Here is a 17375-nt window from a genome sequence, read left to right as displayed (position 1 = left end):
GTTAACATGAACCGCCGTATGCGGAACCGCATGTACGGTGGTGTGAGAGGACGGAGGCCGCGAGGCCTCCTCCTACTCGATGTATCTGCTTTAGCGGGATTCACGACGAAAACCGCCGTTATATACAGGTTTAGCATCAGGGCTATGTGCTACCGCTTTGAATTGTTCGCTGCTTGTCGTGGGTTGCTCTGCCTTGGTATCGAAATAGCTATCGCCCTCTTTGGCTTGTGCGGCACCAACCAGCATTAGAGTTACCAGAGAAGTGGTCATCAGGGTACGAATGTTCATGGTTTTTCTCTCTTAAGACCCCTACCGGCTTCATGCCAATAGAGCTCCGAATTCATTGCTCACTGCGGTTCCTTATGAGCTGTTGAGAGAATTATCTTCCTGTTTAATATCGGGATAAATGCTATTGTTTGGTATTATAAATCCCGATTAACGGGATAATGAGGTGTTATGGACAGACTGCAGGCAATGCAGGTATTCAGCCGAGTGGTCGAAGCCGGTAGTTTTGTCCGCGCGGCGGAAAAATTGGGCTTATCGACAACTGCTGTATCCCGGCACATAAGCGATTTGGAGAACCATCTGGGCACGCGTCTATTGCAGCGTACGACACGAAAGCTGCATCTGACCGAAGCTGGCTCCCAGTTTCACCTTCGGGTGCAACAGATCCTGGAGGACATCCAGGATGCGGAGAGTCTGGTCGTTCAAGATAATCAGCAACCGACTGGAACGCTGCGCTTAAGTGCGTCGGTCCCGTTTGCCACGCGTCATCTCGCCCCCCTGATCCCCCGTTTCTGTACCCGCTATCCCGGTCTGAATGTGGAGGTGGTGGCGTCGGATCGAAAGTTGGATCTCATCGAGGATGGCCTGGACATGGTGTTGCGAATTACCCAGGAACTGGAGGGTAATATGGTGGCTCGTCGATTGGCGACCATTCATACCATCATTAGTGCATCACCGGACTATCTGGCGCGGGCCGGTATTCCGACAACTCCGGCTGAGTTAGTCAATCACTCTTGCCTGGTTTACACCGGTATTTCAGATCCCAACCAGTGGCGCTTCTATCGCAAGCAGCAAGAGGTACATTCCGTGGCTGTTCGCGGTGCCTTGTGTGCGGATAATGGCGATGTGTTATTGGCCGCGGCCCAGCAGGGGATGGGTATCACCCGGCAACCCAGTTTTATGGTAGGAGATGCTATCGCTAACGGGCGCTTGGTCCCTCTACTGACCGACTATCAGTTGCCGACCTTTACGTTATCTGCGCTCTTTCCCAGTCGCCGTTATCTGCCGGCAAAGGTTCGGCACATGGTGGATTTCTTACTGGCCGAGTGGGGTGGGGAGGTTGCACCCTGGGATACCTGGATGAAGGCGTTGCCAACGGATAAGGGTTGAGGGGTTGGTGCAGAAATAACAAGGCCCCGCATGCGGGGCCTTGTTGATCAACGGTACAGACCGTTCATCAATGCTCGAACATCGCAGAAATAGACTCTTCGTTGCTGATGCGACGAATGGCTTCTGCCAGCATAGGAGCCAGGGTCAACATCTTGACCTTGCCGATAGCCTTCATCTCGTCAGAGAGCGGAATGGAGTCGGTGATGATCACTTCGTCGATCACGGACTCGCTGATGTTCTTGGCGGCAATACCGGAGAACACGGCGTGGGTGGCATAAGCGAATACACGCTTGGCTCCACGTTCCTTCAGGGCCTCGGCTGCCTTGCACAGAGTACCGCCGGTATCGATCATGTCGTCGACGATGACGCAATCCCGATCCTTGACGTCACCGATTAGATGCATGACCTGAGAGACGTTGGCGCGCGGACGACGCTTGTCGATGATGGCGATATCGGTGTCGTCCAGCAGCTTGGCAATGGCACGAGCGCGTACGACGCCGCCGATGTCCGGGGAGACAACCACAGGATCTTCGAGCTTCTTGGCCAGCATGTCTTCGAGCAGCACAGGGCTACCGAACACGTTGTCGACTGGTACGTCGAAGAAGCCCTGGATCTGCTCGGCATGCAGGTCAACGGTCAGGACACGGTCAACCCCGACGCTCGACAGGAAGTCAGCAACTACTTTGGCGGTAATAGGCACGCGGGAGGAGCGTACGCGACGATCCTGACGGGCATAACCAAAGTAGGGGATGACGGCTGTGATACGACCGGCAGAAGCGCGGCGCAGAGCATCGACCATGACAATCAGTTCCATCAGGTTGTCATTGGTTGGTGCGCAGGTGGATTGGATGATGAAGATGTCACCACCCCGTACATTCTCGTTGATCTGTACGCTGATCTCACCATCGCTAAAACGACCGACAGCGGCATTGCCGAGTTTGATGAAGAGACGATCTGCAATCTTCTGGGCCAGTTCCGGTGTGGCGTTACCGGTAAACAGCTTCATGTCAGGCACGGTATAAACCTCTGGGTTGCGTCCTGTGGGGGGAGGCGGCTGTGGGGTCCAGTGAGTCCAACTGGAGGTTCAAACTTGCGTTTGATTCCCGGCACAAACCTGTTGCAAAACCGTCTGCAGCGGTGATAGGGTTACCCCTCTTCCGACAAACCCCTGCAGCCAATTCGGCATATTTGCCAAGAGCTTACGAGCCGACGCTTCATCTTCAAACTCCGCGAAGAGACAGGCGCCGGTGCCCGTCATTCTTGACGGCGAGTATTCTAACAACCAGCTCAATGCCTTGGCAACCTCGGGGTAGGCCTTTTTCACCAGCTCTTCGCAATCGTTTTTCCATGATCCAGCTCTCAGTTCAGCCCAAGTGCGTTTGGGCGTGTCACGTTTGAGCTCAGGGTCTTGAAAAATCAAGGCGGTAGAGACATGCACCTGCGGGTGAACCACCAGATACCACTTCGACGGGATCTCCACCGGCATCAACTGTTCACCCACCCCTTCAGCAAAAGCGGTGCGGCCACGGACAAATACTGGCACATCAGCGCCCAGTGTGCGTCCCATTTGTGCTAATTCGTCTTCTGATAGCCCGAGTTGCCACATCTGGTTCAGGGCTACCAGAGTCGTTGCCGCATCGGATGAACCTCCGCCCAGACCGCCACCCATCGGCAATTTTTTATCTAGATGGATGTGGGCACCGAGGGGGCGATCGCTGCAGGCTTTGAGGAGCTTCGCGGCCCGGTAGATCAGGTTCTGCTCCTGTGGAACGCCTGGAACCTCGGGAAACAGGGTGATCTGATCGCTGTCATCGACACGGATCTGCAGTTCATCCCCCTGATCGAGGATCACAAATAGGGTTTGCAGCTCATGGTAGCCATCCGGACGACGGCCATTGATATGTAAAAACAGGTTTAGTTTGGCCGGTGCCGGCCAGCAGATAGAGTTCATTGTTCGATTTGCCATTCGTGGATCACCAGCTTGATCCGGGTATCAGGCCCTTCCAGTGTCATACCGGTAGGGAGCAACCAGAGTCGGTTACGGGCGTAGTCCTGGTAGCTCAGTTGCCATTGTTGATTGTGCAAGTGGGTGATGCGGCCATCGTTGCCCAGGGTGAAGTCGGCCTGGCCGGGTAAGCCCTTGATCCAGGTCGGGAGTTGTGAGACCGGAATGTGCCAGCCGGTCAGGCGATAGACGAGCGCATCGCTATCCTGATCCCGATGGCGGGTGCCCTGATCATCGATGATCTCGACCTGACCCTGCCGCTGGTGTAATTCCAGCAAGGTGGTACCGATGAGGGTGGTCAGGATCAGATCATAGTCATCACCACGCTGTTGCCAATTCAGACGTGCAGAGCCCTTTTGTCCTGGCGTCAGGATCGCCAGTTTACCAGACAGGCGCCAATGAGTGAGTTGTTCCAGAGCTTCGCGCTGACCACGCCAAACGGCATCATTGTAGCGTTCCGGTCCGCTGAGGGTGGAGCAGCCACTCAACAACAGCACGAAAAACAGCCAGATTAGACGAAAAGAGGACATATTGACTCCAGGATTGCGAGGCGAACAGTATAGGCGCAGCCCCATTGCTTTCAAAGCCTTGCCCTTTTTGCGTAAAATAAGGACCCCTTAGCCAGAGTCCTTCCCTGCATGCCGCTTTTTGTACTCGGTCTCAACCACAAGACAGCCCCCCTTTCGTTACGAGAGCGGCTGGCCTTTGGGCCGGATAATCTGCCACAGGCGCTGGAGGGATTGCAGCATCTGGAGGGAGTGCGTGAATCGTGCATTTTGTCGACCTGTAACCGGACCGAAATCTATGTGGAAGTAGATGCGACGGCCCAGGCGACTCTGCCCCAGTGGTGGGCTCAGTTTTGTCGGGTGAATAGAAGTGAGCTGGACGCCTGTTTGTATCAGCACCAAGAAGGCGAGGCCGTTCGTCACCTGATGCGGGTTGCCTGTGGACTGGACTCCCTGGTCTTGGGAGAGCCGCAGATCCTGGGGCAACTCAAGCAGTCATTTGAACAGGCCCGGCAGAGTGGCGCCTTGAAATCCCTGTTAGGTCGCTTATTCCAGCGCAGCTTTTCTGTCGCCAAGCGGGTGCGTTCAGAGACCGAGATTGGTGCTAACGGCGTATCGGTTGCCTTTGTGGCTATTACCCTAGCCAAGCAAATCTTTGCCGATCTCAGCCAGACCCGGGTGCTACTGATTGGTGCCGGTGAAACGATCGAGTTGGCCGGGCGCCATCTACAAGCTCAACAGGTCAGCCATATGACGGTGGCCAACCGTACCCTGGCGCGCGCCCAGGCGTTGGCTAGCGAATGGCAAGCCGATGTGATCACACTGGACGAGATACCGACGGTATTACCCCAGGTGGATATGGTGGTGACCTCCACGGCCAGCCCTTTGCCACTACTGGGTAAGGGATTGATGGAGCGGGTGCTCAAACAGCGTCGTCATAAGCCGATGTTGTTGATCGATTTGGCGGTACCGCGTGATATCGAAGAGGAGGTCGGCACTCTGGCGGATGCCTATCTTTATACGGTCGATGATTTGCAGGGCATAGTGGCGGAGAACCAGTCCGCCCGGCAGCAGGCTGCGCGACAGGCGGAACTGCTGATCGGTGACGAGAAAGCCAGTTTTATGGCCTGGTATCAGGGCTTGCCATCCATAGAGCTGATCCGTACCTTCCGCCAGCAGGCACAGCAGCTCCAGCAGGATGAACTGCTACGCGCTCAGCAGTTACTGGCTCAAGGCCAGGATGCGCAGCAGGTAATGGCCGAGCTGGCTCATCGTCTGACCAATAAACTTATTCACTCGCCGACCGAGGCTCTGCGCCAGGCCGGTGAGAGCGGTGATCGGGAAACGCTGGCAATTCTTAGCCAGAGTCTCGGCCTCGACAACCCATGACTTTCGGTTTCGGGCACCCGTTGCCCTGGCCTCTTTAGCGGAAATAGTATGAAAGAATCGGTGATCAGAAAGCTTGAAGGCTTGCTGGAACGTTATGAAGAAGTGCAGGCCCTGATGGGGGAGCCGAGTGTAATCAGCGATCAGGAGCGCTTTCGCAACCTGAACAAGGAATACTCCCAGCTGGAGGATGTGGTCAGTGGTTTCCTGCGTTTCCAGCAGGTGAGTGCTGACTTACAGGCGGTTCTCGAGATGCTGGATGGGGATGATGCCGAGATGCGCGCCATGGCCCAGGAAGAGCTATCCGACGCGAAAGCGGCAGTGGAGCAAATCGAGCAGGAACTACAAATCCTGTTGCTGCCGAAAGATCCCAAGGATGACAACAACTGTTATTTGGAAATTCGCGCTGGAACCGGTGGTGATGAAGCGGCTATCTTTGCCGGTGATCTGTTCCGCCTCTATTCCCGTTTTGCCGAGCGCAAAGGGTGGCGTACCGAGATCGTCAATGCCAATGAGGGTGAGCATGGCGGTTTCAAGGAAGTCATCGTTAAAGTTGATGGCCAGGGTGTCTATGGCATCATGAAATTCGAGTCTGGTGGACATCGGGTGCAGCGAGTGCCGGAAACTGAATCCCAAGGCCGTATTCATACTTCGGCCTGTACCGTGATGGTACTACCCGAGGTTCCCGAGTCCCAGGCGCCGGAGATCAATCCGGCTGATCTGCGGGTCGACACCTTCCGCGCTTCCGGTGCCGGTGGTCAGCACATCAACAAAACGGATTCCGCGGTGCGTTTGACTCACTTACCCTCGGGTTTGGTGGTGGAGTGTCAGGATGAACGCTCCCAGCACAAGAACCGCGCCAAGGCGATGGCGGTGCTGACAGCCCGCCTGGTGCAGCTGGAAGAGGATAAGCGTCGCGCTGAAGAGGCGAATACCCGTCGCAGCCTGCTGAGTACGGGTGATCGTTCGGATCGGATCCGCACCTACAACTATCCCCAGGGGCGGGTCACCGATCACCGGATCAATCTGACCGTGTATCGCCTGAATGAGGTGATGGAAGGAGATCTGGATACCTTGGTGCAACCGATACTGCACGAATACCAGGCCGATCAGCTGGCCGCCTTGTCGGACAACTACTGATGCGGATCGCCGAGGCGCATCAGGCGCTGATCGAGCGGTTTGCGGCGAGCGACTCGCCAGCAGCCGACGCCGATTGCCTGCTCTGTGCCGTGCTGGGCTGTACCCGGACCTGGTTGCGCACCTGGCCTGAGCGCACGCTCACCGACGAGCAGCACCAGGGGTTGCTGAGGCTGGCTGAGCGGCGCGCTGCTGGAGAGCCCATCGCCCATCTGCTGGGCGAACGCGAATTCTGGTCGCTGCCGCTACAGGTCTCGGCGGCCACCCTGATCCCGCGACCCGATACCGAAGTGCTGGTGGAGCAGGCGCTGGCTCGTGTTCCCATGGATGCTTGCGGTGTGCGGGTGCTGGATCTGGGCACCGGTACCGGCGCCATTGCCCTGGCCTTGAAGTCCGAGCGCCCTGGTGTGGATGTGTGGGCGGTCGACCGTATCGCGGCTGCCTGCGAGCTGGCTCGAGACAATGCCACCCGGTTAGCACTCACTATCGAGGTGCGCTGTGGTAGCTGGTTTGAACCAGTCCAGGAGGAGCGTTTCACGCTGATTGCCTCCAACCCACCTTATATCGATGAGCAAGACCCCCATCTGGAGCAGGGCGATGTCCGCTTTGAACCTCGTTCAGCACTAGTTGCCGCGGGCGCAGGGCTTGCCGATTTGCAGCATATAGTGGCGCAGGCACCGGAGCACTTGTTGCCCGGTGGCTGGCTGTTACTAGAGCACGGATGGCAGCAGGGAGCCGCGGTCCGTGAGCTGTTCCTGCGACGGGGATTTCATGCCGTGGCTACCGTGCGGGATTATGGCGATCAGGAGCGGGTGACTCTGGGACAATGGGAGGGCGTCGCTTGAAAAATCTGACTCCGGAGACTGATTTTGAACAGCTGGATCTGGCGCTGCTGGCACTGATGGTGTCCGAAGATCTGCAAGATCAGCCGATCCTGCTCGCTGGGTTGCAGGCATTGGCTGAATTGCGACAGGCGGTGTTGCCACAGGTCGTTGCGACCTCAGAGGCTGAGCGGATCGAGCAGTTACGGTTGGCATTTTTTCAGGAACAGGGATTCCATGGTGATTGGGACCACTTCTTCCAACCCGAAAACTGCTTGTTAGAGCAGGTGCTATTCAAACGGACTGGTATCCCGGTGACGCTGGGCATCCTGCTGATCCATCTGGCGCAGGCACTGGCGATCCCGGTGGCCGGGATCTGTTTTCCGGGGCATTTCATGGTGCGTTTGGGGTCGGGTAAGCAGGCGCAAATTCTGGATCCTTGCAGTGGCGAATTTCTGGATCGCAACCAGCTGGAGCTGCGTTTACGCGGTAGCTTGGGGGATCTGGCGCGGTTGCAGGGCAAGCATCTGCAAGCTGCTGATCAGCGCGAGATCATGAGCAGATTACTCAATGTGGCCAAGGGCTCGACAGTGCAGGCGGATCAGCCGTTATTGGCATTACGCTGTAGCGAGCTGTTGCTGTGTCTCGATCCGGATGACCCCTATGAGATTCGCGACCGAGGTCTGTTGTATGAACAGCTGGAGTGTGATGCTCTGGCGGCAGATGACCTCTCATTTTTTATCGAGCAATGCCCCTCCGATCCGGTGGCGGAGTTGCTCAAAGAACAGCTGGCGCGCCTCAACACCCGGGCGCCGACCTTACATTAGCCATGAGTCGGGCAGTAGTCGGACCTTAGTTGGAGCAAGATGATGCAAAAAGTCGTGAATGTGAATGGGATCGAGATCGCCAACGACAAACCCTTTGTGCTGTTTGGCGGCATGAATGTGCTGGAGTCTCGTGATCTGGCTATGGCCATGTGTGAGACCTACGTCAAGGTGACTGAAAAACTGGGTATCCCATTGATCTTCAAAGCCAGCTGGGACAAAGCCAACCGTTCTTCGGTGCACTCCTATCGTGGGCCGGGTCTTGAGGAAGGTTTGAAGATTTTCCAGGAGTTGAAGCAGACCTTTGGTGTTTCCCTGATCACCGATGTGCATGAAACCTGGCAGGCAAAACCGGTTTCCGAAGTGGTGGATGTATTGCAATTGCCGGCGTTTCTGGCGCGGCAAACCGATCTGGTCGAAGCTCTGGCGCGCACTGGCAACGCCATCAATGTCAAAAAGCCCCAGTTCCTGAGTCCGGGTCAGGTCAAGAATATTGTCGAGAAGTTTGCAGAGTGCGGCAATGAACGGGTGATCCTGTGCGAACGGGGCGTCAACTTCGGCTACGACAACCTGGTGGTGGATATGCTGGGCTTTGGGGTCATGAAGCAGGCTAGCCAAGGTTCTCCGGTGATCTTTGATGTGACTCATGCCTTGCAGTGCCGGGATCCACTGGGTGCAGCATCTGGTGGCCGCCGCGAACAGGTCGTCGAACTGGCCCGTGCTGGTATGGCCGTGGGGCTGGGGGGCTTGTTTATCGAATCGCATCCCGATCCCGATGCTGCCCGTTGTGACGGCCCGAGTGCCTTGCCGTTGGCCAAGCTGGAACCATTCCTGCAGCAGATGAAGGCGATTGACGACCTGGTCAAGGGATTTGCCGAGCTGGATACCCGTTGCTGATGCACAGATGATTGTTAATCAGCGCTGAAAAGAAGCCCCGGCATGCCGGGGCTTTTTTGTTGCTCAAGTACTAGGTTTTTCGTACTGCATATTCCGGTATTGGGATTGTTATGTGGGAGGGAACTCCCTGGACATCCGCATGGGATGGAGGGAGGGGAATTAACGCTCGTAGCGGAAGAAATATTGACGGGTCGCCGGGGTTGAATAGCGATCATCATTTTCTTTGCTGCTGAGCAGGCCGGTTACATTCTTGAAGATATTTTTCATCTGGAACTCCTTGGTTAACGTTAAATGTGAGCTCGATAAATGTGTGATCCAGCTCACGAATAATCCTATGGATCTCTGAGACTGGGATCAAGTTAATTTTTTGTTAATCTCATTGTTTTTATTATGAATTCGTTTTCATGATGTCTGAAAACGCATTCAGTAGGCTCCAATCGATGCATGAAATATTGTGATCTACATCACGCGATGGGGCGGCTACAGGATTCGGAGCCGGTAAGCTTGGGCGTTACCGCGATCAAGGAAGGATGAGGTGCTACTGGCAGCGAGCATCTGAGTGTCGATGAGTGGATCCGAAGCCGTATTTTGCGCTATGGGTGGTATTGGAGCCGAACCGGTAACCAACACAATGGCTGGGATTGAAATGCGGCCTTGGTGTTATTTGGCACTGGTGTGATCTTGGTGCCAGGGCTGGCTAGGTGATGGATAAACTGTGGGTCAACGTTTGACCCTGATCGGGAAATATGGTGCGGAATTACCGGGTGTTGTCACCTCGTCGGGCGACCTTGTATCAGTTCTCTCTCATCCGCGTCATAGACTGGATGAGGCCGACTTACTATTAGCGAACATATCCGAAATAGTACTGACGGGTCGCCGGAGCCAAGCGTGGGGCATCGAACTTGCTGTGTAACCGATCGGTGACGTTCTTGATGATGTTTTTCATGGTCAAATCCTCATGTCGCAGATGGAGTAGGTGCTGTCGATTTCTTAACGCTCGTAGCGGAAGAAATATTGGCGAGTTGCCGGGGCCAGACGTGTAGTGTCGGACTTACCATTCAGCAGTTCAGAGACGTTCTTCAGAATATTTTTCATGGCGTTGCTCCTAGAGTGAGTGTTTGAGGTTTCACTGTTTTGTGACTGCCCTCACAAATCATGCTAGTGCGGCTTATTTCGGCAAGCAAGTTAAATTTATGTGAAACCCTTTGTTTTTATTATGAATTCGTTTTCAAAACTCTGAAAACGCATAGCAAATAGCCTCAAGTGAGGCACGACCGGGTGTGATCTGCATCACTAAAGCCACCTGAAATAGCGACCAAGGTGTTATTTGTTTCATCGGCAAGGTGTTCTATTTTTGCAAACACTACTAGACGACCGGTCTAATGGTGGGTAAAGTCTCGTCCATGGGGCAGGTAAGTTGAGCTTGTCTGTTGTGGGCCAGAGCCAACGGTCAGCTCGAGACCGGGGTCTGGACAATTCTGCATTCGATATAGAGGAAAAATTGATGAATATTCTGATGGTCTTGACCTCGCATGAGGATTTGGGAAACACCGGCTTGAAAACCGGCTTCTGGTTAGAAGAGTTTGCGGCGCCGTATTACGTCTTCAAAGACGCAGGGGTGACGGTTACTTTGGCCTCCCCGTTGGGTGGACAACCACCGCTGGATCCCAAGAGTGATGATCCTGCATTCCAGACTGAAGCGACCCATAGATTCAAACAGGATGCCCAAGGGCAAGCATTGCTGGCGAACACTCGGCGTCTGGCGGATGTGAATGCCGCCGACTATGCGGCTGTGTTTTATCCAGGTGGCCATGGCCCGCTGTGGGATCTGGCCGAAGACCCGCTGTCGATTGCCCTGATTGAACAGTTTTACGCGGCGCAAAAACCTGTGGCTGCCGTCTGTCATGCTCCAGGTGTGTTTCGTCATACCCGCCGCGCAGATGGTCAGCCACTGGTATCCGGCAAACGCGTCACCGGTTTTACCAACACCGAAGAAGCGGCGGTCGAGCTCACCGATGTAGTGCCATTTCTGGTCGAGGATATGTTGAAGGCTAATGGCGGTGAGTATTTCAAAGGCACGGATTGGCTACCGTTTGTGGTGGGCGACGGACTGTTGATCACCGGGCAAAACCCGGCCTCTTCCGAGGCAGTAGCCATCCATCTTCTGCAAGCGCTGGAAAGTCGCTAATCGCTTAGGTGGAGGGGGGCTTATCGTCGCAGCTGCCGATAAGCCAGCTTTATTCTTCGATGCGTGGCTGCATGAATAGTCTGGTGACCACCGCAGTTATCGCTCCGACCGCTCATATTTTTGAGCGCGACTGAACGCTGCAATTTTTCTCCTGTCCCCTCTGCACAACAGAGCTGTATCTTGCTGCTCTGTTGTGCATCAATTCGATATCTCACCCCGAACTGCCCGTCGTATTTTTTCAACGCTTGAAAATTGCCTGACGTCGTCTGATGCGGCTGACCCATTATGCGGGGCTGAGTGACTCCTGATTGAATAGGTTCACGTGGCGATCTGGTTTATTTTTGCGCGTTTCCCGATTTTTCTGGAGTGGGGCAAGGGGGCACCCTATAATCCCGCGCATTAGGAAAAGTTATGCGAAGAGTCCATGTCCCGTCGTCTCCCGCCGCTCAATGCGCTCAAGGCATTTGAAGCTGCAGCTCGTCATCTGAGTTTCACCCGTGCTGCCGAAGAGCTGTTTGTTACCCAAGCGGCCATCAGCCACCAGATCAAGGGGCTGGAAGATTTTCTCGGGATCAAACTGTTCCGGCGTCGCAATCGCACCCTGCTGCTGACCGAAGAAGGGCAGAGCTATTTTCTGGATATCAAAGATATTTTTGCCGCCATCGTCGATGCGACGGACAAGCTAGTTGCCCGCAGCGCCAAAGGCTCCCTGACCGTCACTCTGCAACCGAGCTTTGCTATCCAATGGTTGGTTCCGCGTCTGGTTCGCTTCAGTGAACGGCATCCGGAGATCGATGTCCGGATCAAGGCGGTGGATATGGATGAGGGATCACTCAGTGATGATGTGGACGTGGCGATTTATTACGGCCGAGGTCATTGGCCCGGTTTGCGTTGCTACAAGTTGCATACTGAATTTTTGATGCCAGTCTGCTCGCCGCTGCTGTTGGCCAGTGGCCGTCCACTACGACAGCCGGCGGATCTGGAGTGGCAAACCCTGCTCCACGATGGCTCTCGGCGGGATTGGCATAACTGGCTCAAGGAAGTCGGGGTCGAAATCCCCAACGTCAGTCAGGGGCCCATTTTCAGCCATTCCAGTATGGTGATCCAGGCGGCCGTCCATGGACAGGGCGTGGCTTTGGGTCACAGTGTGTTGTCGCAACCGGAAATTGAAGCGGGTCGTCTGGTGTGCCCATTCGTGCAGGTGCTGGAGAGTAAGAACGCCTTTTACCTGGTGTGTCAGGAGAACCAGGCTGAGCAGGGCAAGATTGCCGCATTCCGTGACTGGATGCTGGCGCTGGTCGAGCAGGAAGAGTTACAACGACGCAATCGTCTGCTGGCCCACGGCTGATCAGCCACCATTTATGACCTCAGGGTCACCATGATAAGTAGAACCAGGCGACTGGTACTGCGGAGGAAGAGATGAATAATTTATTGTTTTATTGCCGTCCCGGCTTTGAAAAAGAGATTGCGGCCGAGATCCAGGATAAAGCAGTGGCTCTGGAGTGCTTTGGTTTTTCGCGGGTCAAGGATAACTCCGGTTATGCGATCTTTGAATGTTACGAAGCGGCGGATGCCGATAAGCTGGCACGGCGCTTGCCATTCCGTGAGCTGGTTTTTGCCCGTCAAATGATGGTGATGACCCATGAACTGACCGGCATGGATCTGGCGGATCGTATTGCTCCCATCATCGCTGCCACGGCCGAGTACAGTGTGTGTGGTGAAGTGCGCGTCGAGACGCCGGATACCAATGATGCCAAGGAGTTGACCACCTTCTGTCGCAAGTTCAGTGTGCCTCTCCGTCAGGCGCTGCGTGCGGCTGGAAAGTTGACCAAGGAAGAGACTCATCGTCGCCCTGTGCTACATGTGCTATTTCTGGCCAATGACCATGCAGTGATCGGTTACTCCTACACCAACAATAACTCGCCCTTCCATATGGGGATCCCGCGACTGAAGTTTCCGTCCGATGCTCCGAGTCGCTCAACTCTGAAACTCGAGGAAGCATTCCATGTCTTCGTTCCGGAAGATGAGTGGGAGGTGCGTCTGACCTCCGGCCTGAATGCGGTCGATCTGGGGGCTAGCCCTGGTGGTTGGACCTACCAGCTGGTGCGTCGCGGCATGATGGTCAGTGCGGTAGACAACGGCCCTATGGCCGAGTCGTTGATGGATAGTGGTCAGGTCAAACACATCCGTGATGATGGCTTTCGTTACCGTCCATCCAAGAAGAATACCTACTGGCTGGTGTGTGACATGGTGGAAAAACCGGCGCGCGTCACCCACCTGATCGCATCCTGGTTCCGTGATGGCTTGTGCGAAGAGGCCATGTTCAACCTGAAGTTGCCGATGAAGCGTCGCTACAGCGAGGTGGAGCACAATCTGGAAGTCTTACGCGAGTGGTTGCGTGAGCTGGAAGGGGACTTTGTGGTCCAGGCCAAACAGCTGTACCACGATCGAGAAGAGGTCACTGTGCATGTCTACGACTTACGGCAGCTGGCTCGCCGCAAATCGGGTGCCTTTCAGTAATCCGGCTTCACCGTCCGTGATGTGAATACGACAACGCCGTCCTCTGGACGGCGTTGCTGTTTTCCGGCTGTCACCATGTCAGTGGTTTGCCATCGTAGCTGAGGAATTGGCCGCTGGTTCCCGCGGGTAGTCGATCCAACGTCTCCAGCAGGGTCACGGCGCACTCATCGGCTTCAACTACGGCACCTTCTCCTCCCATTTGGGTTTTTACCCAGCCTGGATGGATGGCCAGAACGTGGACGCCATCGCCAGCCAAATCGATAGCCATACTCTTGACCACGGCATTGAGCGCCGCCTTGCTGGAGCGATAGAGGTAACTGCCACCCTCCTGATTCAAGTCGATGGAGCCCATGATGCTGCTGATGCAGACTAGGGTGCGGCGTTCGCTATCCTTGAGGTTATCGAAAAAGTGTTCGGCCAGGCGTAACGGCGCCATGCTGTTGATGGCAAATACCTCGGCCCAGGCGTGATAGTCCACTTGACCGAAGCCTTGTAGTTGCGGCCCCAGAACCCCGGCATTGGCGATTAACAGATCAATCACCTGATCGCCGATGGCGTGCTTGAGTTCCAGATAATCTTCGCCGCGACTGACATCCAACTGATGGATGGACAGACTGGGGTAAATTTCGGACAGCTGATGCAGCGCCCGGGCATGGTAGGGGTCTCGACAGCATGCGATGACCTGATCATCACGCCGTAGACAGGCGTGCGTAAGGGCAAGACCTATGCCCCGGTTGGCGCCGGTGATCAGTACGGTCTGGCTCATATAGCCTCCTTGGTCGAGATGGTGCGAGCCGGCCGACTAGCGGGGTGAAGCGTCAGCGGGCGGCGAGTAACGAATAGCCTTCAAGTTAAAGCCTAGTGGAATATCCAGCCGCAGGCGTACCAAAGTTTGCGCAAGTTGCGCTGCGGCGGCCTGTTCCTGCACCCGCTTGACCAAACGATGCTCTTCCCCTTGTTGTGCCAGTATCTGTTCCAGAGAACCGAACTCTTGTAGCAGAGCGGTTGCACTTTTGGCACCAATGCCGGCAACGCCCTTGATGTGACTGCCGCTCACTCCGGATAAGGCCCAATAGTCGACCAGTTGCTCCGCTTTGATACCGTACTGGCTGAGTACAAATTCCTGATCCAACCAGCGACGGTTGAAGTAATCGCGGATCTGCAGTCCGCTGGGCAGCAGTTGGCAGAATCCCTTGTCGGTGGAAATCAGTGTCACCTGCTGGTGCCGTTGGGTGAGCTGATGGCTCAGGGTAGCAATCAGATCGTCTGCCTCATCCCCGGCGGTCAACAGGGAGTCGACTCCGCACTGCCACAAGGTGGCCTGCAACTGCTCCATGCCCTGTTGTAGCTCCTCAGGCATCGGGGTTCGGCCCAGTTTGTAGTCTGGATAGATGCTATGTCGCCAACTGGGTTGCTCGCCATCGAAGACGGCAATCACATGGCTTGGGCGAACTTCATTTAGAATACCGTGTACTGTGTTCAGCAAGCGTTGCTGGGTGGCCAGCAGTAGGGCAGTTGCATCCAGGGGCTGTTTGCCCAGAGCCGCGTGCAGACGGCGGATCAGGTTCAGGGCATCAAAAATCAGCAGATGGGCCATGGCGTGATTCATCAAAGTAAACGGGCTCCCGTAGGAGCCCGACGATTAACGGACTATCTCGTAACAGGGAATATATTCGCTGCCGGGTAGTTTCATGCGTCCTTGATGGACGAAGCTCTTGAGCAGCTTGTCCATCAACTTCATCAACTCCTTGTCACCGTGCAGCTGGAAGGGGCCATGGCGCTCGATAGCGCGGATCCCCGATTCCTTGACATTGCCGGCGACAATCCCGGAAAACGCCCGCCGCAAGTTGGCGGCGAGTTGTGCAGGTGGTTGATCCCAATGCAGATCCAGGCTGGCCATGGTGTCATGGTCGGGTTCGAACGGCAGTTGAAACTCCGGTTCAATCTTCAATGACCAGTTGAAGGAGTAGGCATCTCCGGTGGCCTTGCGGTGTTCCCGGACCTTCGGCATGGCCTGTTTCATCGCCTGAGCCACCGCCACCGGATCATCGATGATGATCTGATAGTGACGAGTGGCCGCTTCCCCCAGGGTTTGACGAATAAAACTGTCGAGAGTGTCGAAGTAGGCGGCACTTTCTTTCGGTCCGGTGAGGATCAGCGGCATTGGATGGTGCGCGTTAGCGGGGTTCATCTTGATGCCGAGAATATAGAGCAACTCCTCGGCCGTGCCGACCCCGCCGGGGAAGATGATGATGCCATGCCCCAGACGCACGAATGCTTCCAGACGCTTTTCAATATCCGGCAGTATGACCAGCTCGGTCACGATCGGATTCGGCGGCTCGGCGGCAATAATCGAGGGTTCGGTAAGACCGAGAAAACGCGGATTGGTATGGCGCTGCTTGGCGTGACCAACCGCGGCTCCTTTCATCGGCCCTTCCATGGCGCCGGGGCCACAACCGGTACAGATGTTCAGCTCCCGCAACCCCATCTGATGCCCGACTTCACGGGTATAGCGATATTCGATCGGGTTGATGGAATGGCCGCCCCAGCAGACCACCAGATTGGGCTCATCGCCGGAGCGCACGACCCGGGCATTGCGCAAAATCGAGAAAATCCAGTTGGTGATATGCACCGAGCGGGTGAGATTGAGCGTGCAATCGGCGTCCATCCGGTTGCTGACATACAGAATGTCACGCAGCACCGAGAACAGATGCTCCTGAATACCCCGGATCAGCTCGCCATCGACAAAGGCCGCTTCCGGGGCATTGAACAGCTCTAGCTTGACACCGCGCTCCCGGCGAATGACGTTGATATCAAAGGCTTTATGCTTCTCCAGTATCTCTTTGGAGCTATCGGTATGACTGCCGCAGTTGAGGACTGCCAAGGAGCAGTTACGGAACAACTGATAGGTTTCACCTGCGGCTGCAAGTTTAAGCCGATCGACTTCGAGTTGGGTCAGCAGCTCGAGGCTGCCGGCCGGATTGACATAGGTAATCATGAGACCCCCTGATACCGCTTCTTGTTGTGTTTATGTTTCCAGGGCGGTGGCTTATCCACCTGTCACTGCGTTGTGTCATCTTGATCGGGCATGATGAGCGCCCTCCAGATTGGAGTCCGCTCTCGAGGGCACATCATGGTTCAGTCGGCATAAATAATCCGGTCACGACCGCCGTTTTTGGCTTCATAAAGAGCCTTATCCGCGCGCTCGAAGGCTTCAATCGGGGAATCGCCACTGCGGAACAGCGTGGTGCCGATGGAAATCGTGATTTCAACCTTGTCATCTTTGAAGCGAAACGGGATGCCCTTGACCACATTTCGTAGTTTATCCAATGGCATCTGTATGTTGGATGCATCGATACCGGGCAATAGCACCACAAATTCCTCACCACCATAACGGGCGATAAAATCGGTCTCCCGCAGAGTCCGACTCATGGCCCGGGCGATGACCTTCAGCGCTTTATCACCCGCCAGGTGCCCGAAGCGATCATTGATGGATTTAAAGTGGTCGATATCGATGATGGCCAGGCATAACGGAGCCTGATAGCGTAGCCAGCGCTTGTATTCCAGATCGAAGCGTTCATCAAAGGCGGCACGGTTAAAGACCTGGGTCAGACTATCCAGCAGCAGTTTGTGTTTCTGCTGGGCCATCCGCTTCTTGTACTCGGAGGTCTCTTCTTTCATCTGGTTGAGCCGGTT

At 55.4% G+C, this 17375-nt stretch carries 17 protein-coding genes; 9 read left to right on the top strand and 8 right to left on the bottom strand.

All coding sequences use genetic code 11. The annotated features are described in order from the left end of the window. Positions 1-90: 90 nt before the first annotated feature. Complete coding sequence (locus ACYVG7_RS13070) at positions 91-288, bottom strand: hypothetical protein (RefSeq protein ID WP_460883533.1); 198 nt, start codon at positions 286-288, stop codon at positions 91-93. Positions 289-456: 168 nt separating this feature from the next. Here ACYVG7_RS13070 and ACYVG7_RS13065 point away from each other — a divergent pair, with 168 nt between their 5' ends. Continuing rightward, positions 457-1395, top strand: a complete 939-nt coding sequence (locus tag ACYVG7_RS13065; protein ID WP_460883532.1) for a LysR family transcriptional regulator — start codon at positions 457-459, stop codon at positions 1393-1395. Positions 1396-1462: 67 nt separating this feature from the next. Here the strand turns inward: ACYVG7_RS13065 and ACYVG7_RS13060 are convergent, their stop codons facing one another. The 3 genes from ACYVG7_RS13060 to lolB form a co-directional block, all read right to left on the bottom strand. Beyond that, positions 1463-2410, bottom strand: a complete 948-nt coding sequence (locus ACYVG7_RS13060) for a ribose-phosphate pyrophosphokinase (protein WP_460883531.1) — start codon at positions 2408-2410, stop codon at positions 1463-1465. A 69-nt stretch (positions 2411-2479) separates the two neighbouring features. Further along, entirely contained in the window at positions 2480-3346 is an 867-nt protein-coding gene (ispE, locus tag ACYVG7_RS13055) for a 4-(cytidine 5'-diphospho)-2-C-methyl-D-erythritol kinase (protein ID WP_460883535.1), read from the bottom strand. After that, positions 3343-3930 (bottom strand): lipoprotein insertase outer membrane protein LolB, encoded by a 588-nt coding sequence (gene lolB, locus ACYVG7_RS13050; RefSeq protein ID WP_460883530.1) that lies wholly within the window; start codon positions 3928-3930, stop codon positions 3343-3345. Before lolB ends, ispE begins: the two co-directional genes overlap by 4 nt. A 108-nt stretch (positions 3931-4038) precedes the next feature. Between lolB and hemA the strand changes: the two genes are divergently transcribed. From hemA to rlmM, 8 genes are all read left to right on the top strand, one after another. Beyond that, positions 4039-5295, top strand: coding sequence for a glutamyl-tRNA reductase (gene hemA / locus ACYVG7_RS13045; RefSeq protein ID WP_460883529.1), 1257 nt, complete (start codon positions 4039-4041; stop codon positions 5293-5295). A gap of 48 nt (positions 5296-5343) precedes the next feature. After that, a complete protein-coding gene (prfA, locus tag ACYVG7_RS13040; RefSeq protein WP_460883528.1) occupies positions 5344-6432 on the top strand; it encodes a peptide chain release factor 1 in 1089 nt (362 codons plus the stop codon). After that, a complete protein-coding gene (gene prmC / locus ACYVG7_RS13035) occupies positions 6432-7274 on the top strand; it encodes a peptide chain release factor N(5)-glutamine methyltransferase (protein ID WP_460883527.1) in 843 nt (280 codons plus the stop codon). The genes prfA and prmC overlap by 1 nt, the downstream gene beginning before the upstream one ends. Then, the gene (locus ACYVG7_RS13030) at positions 7271-8077 is read left to right on the top strand and encodes a SirB1 family protein (RefSeq protein ID WP_460883526.1); all 807 of its coding nucleotides are present in this window, start codon (positions 7271-7273) and stop codon (positions 8075-8077) included. Before prmC ends, ACYVG7_RS13030 begins: the two co-directional genes overlap by 4 nt. Before the next feature lie 39 nt (positions 8078-8116). Further along, entirely contained in the window at positions 8117-8971 is an 855-nt protein-coding gene (gene kdsA, locus ACYVG7_RS13025; RefSeq protein ID WP_460883525.1) for a 3-deoxy-8-phosphooctulonate synthase, read from the top strand. Between the two features lie 1504 nt (positions 8972-10475). Further along, a complete protein-coding gene (locus ACYVG7_RS13020) occupies positions 10476-11159 on the top strand; it encodes a type 1 glutamine amidotransferase domain-containing protein (RefSeq protein WP_460883524.1) in 684 nt (227 codons plus the stop codon). 424 nt (positions 11160-11583) lie between these two features. Then, positions 11584-12507, top strand: coding sequence for a transcriptional regulator GcvA (locus tag ACYVG7_RS13015; protein ID WP_460883523.1), 924 nt, complete (start codon positions 11584-11586; stop codon positions 12505-12507). A gap of 71 nt (positions 12508-12578) precedes the next feature. Further along, positions 12579-13679, top strand: a complete 1101-nt coding sequence (rlmM, locus tag ACYVG7_RS13010; protein WP_460883522.1) for a 23S rRNA (cytidine(2498)-2'-O)-methyltransferase RlmM — start codon at positions 12579-12581, stop codon at positions 13677-13679. Positions 13680-13749: 70 nt separating this feature from the next. On the opposite strand, the gene ACYVG7_RS13005 is transcribed toward rlmM, so the two are convergent. The 4 genes from ACYVG7_RS13005 to ACYVG7_RS12990 form a co-directional block, all read right to left on the bottom strand. Next, on the bottom strand, positions 13750-14445 hold the full coding sequence (locus ACYVG7_RS13005; protein WP_460883521.1) for an SDR family oxidoreductase: 696 nt from the start codon (positions 14443-14445) through the stop codon (positions 13750-13752). 36 nt (positions 14446-14481) lie between these two features. Continuing rightward, entirely contained in the window at positions 14482-15276 is a 795-nt protein-coding gene (gene xni, locus ACYVG7_RS13000; protein ID WP_460883534.1) for a flap endonuclease Xni, read from the bottom strand. 45 nt (positions 15277-15321) lie between these two features. Beyond that, entirely contained in the window at positions 15322-16677 is a 1356-nt protein-coding gene (gene ppnN / locus ACYVG7_RS12995; RefSeq protein WP_460883520.1) for a nucleotide 5'-monophosphate nucleosidase PpnN, read from the bottom strand. A gap of 140 nt (positions 16678-16817) precedes the next feature. Next, on the bottom strand, positions 16818-17375 hold a 558-nt coding region (locus ACYVG7_RS12990), incomplete at its 5' end, for a GGDEF domain-containing protein (protein WP_460883519.1).

The organism is Pseudaeromonas pectinilytica, assembly GCF_054780855.1.
This window is presented reverse-complemented; position numbering and strand designations above follow the sequence as displayed.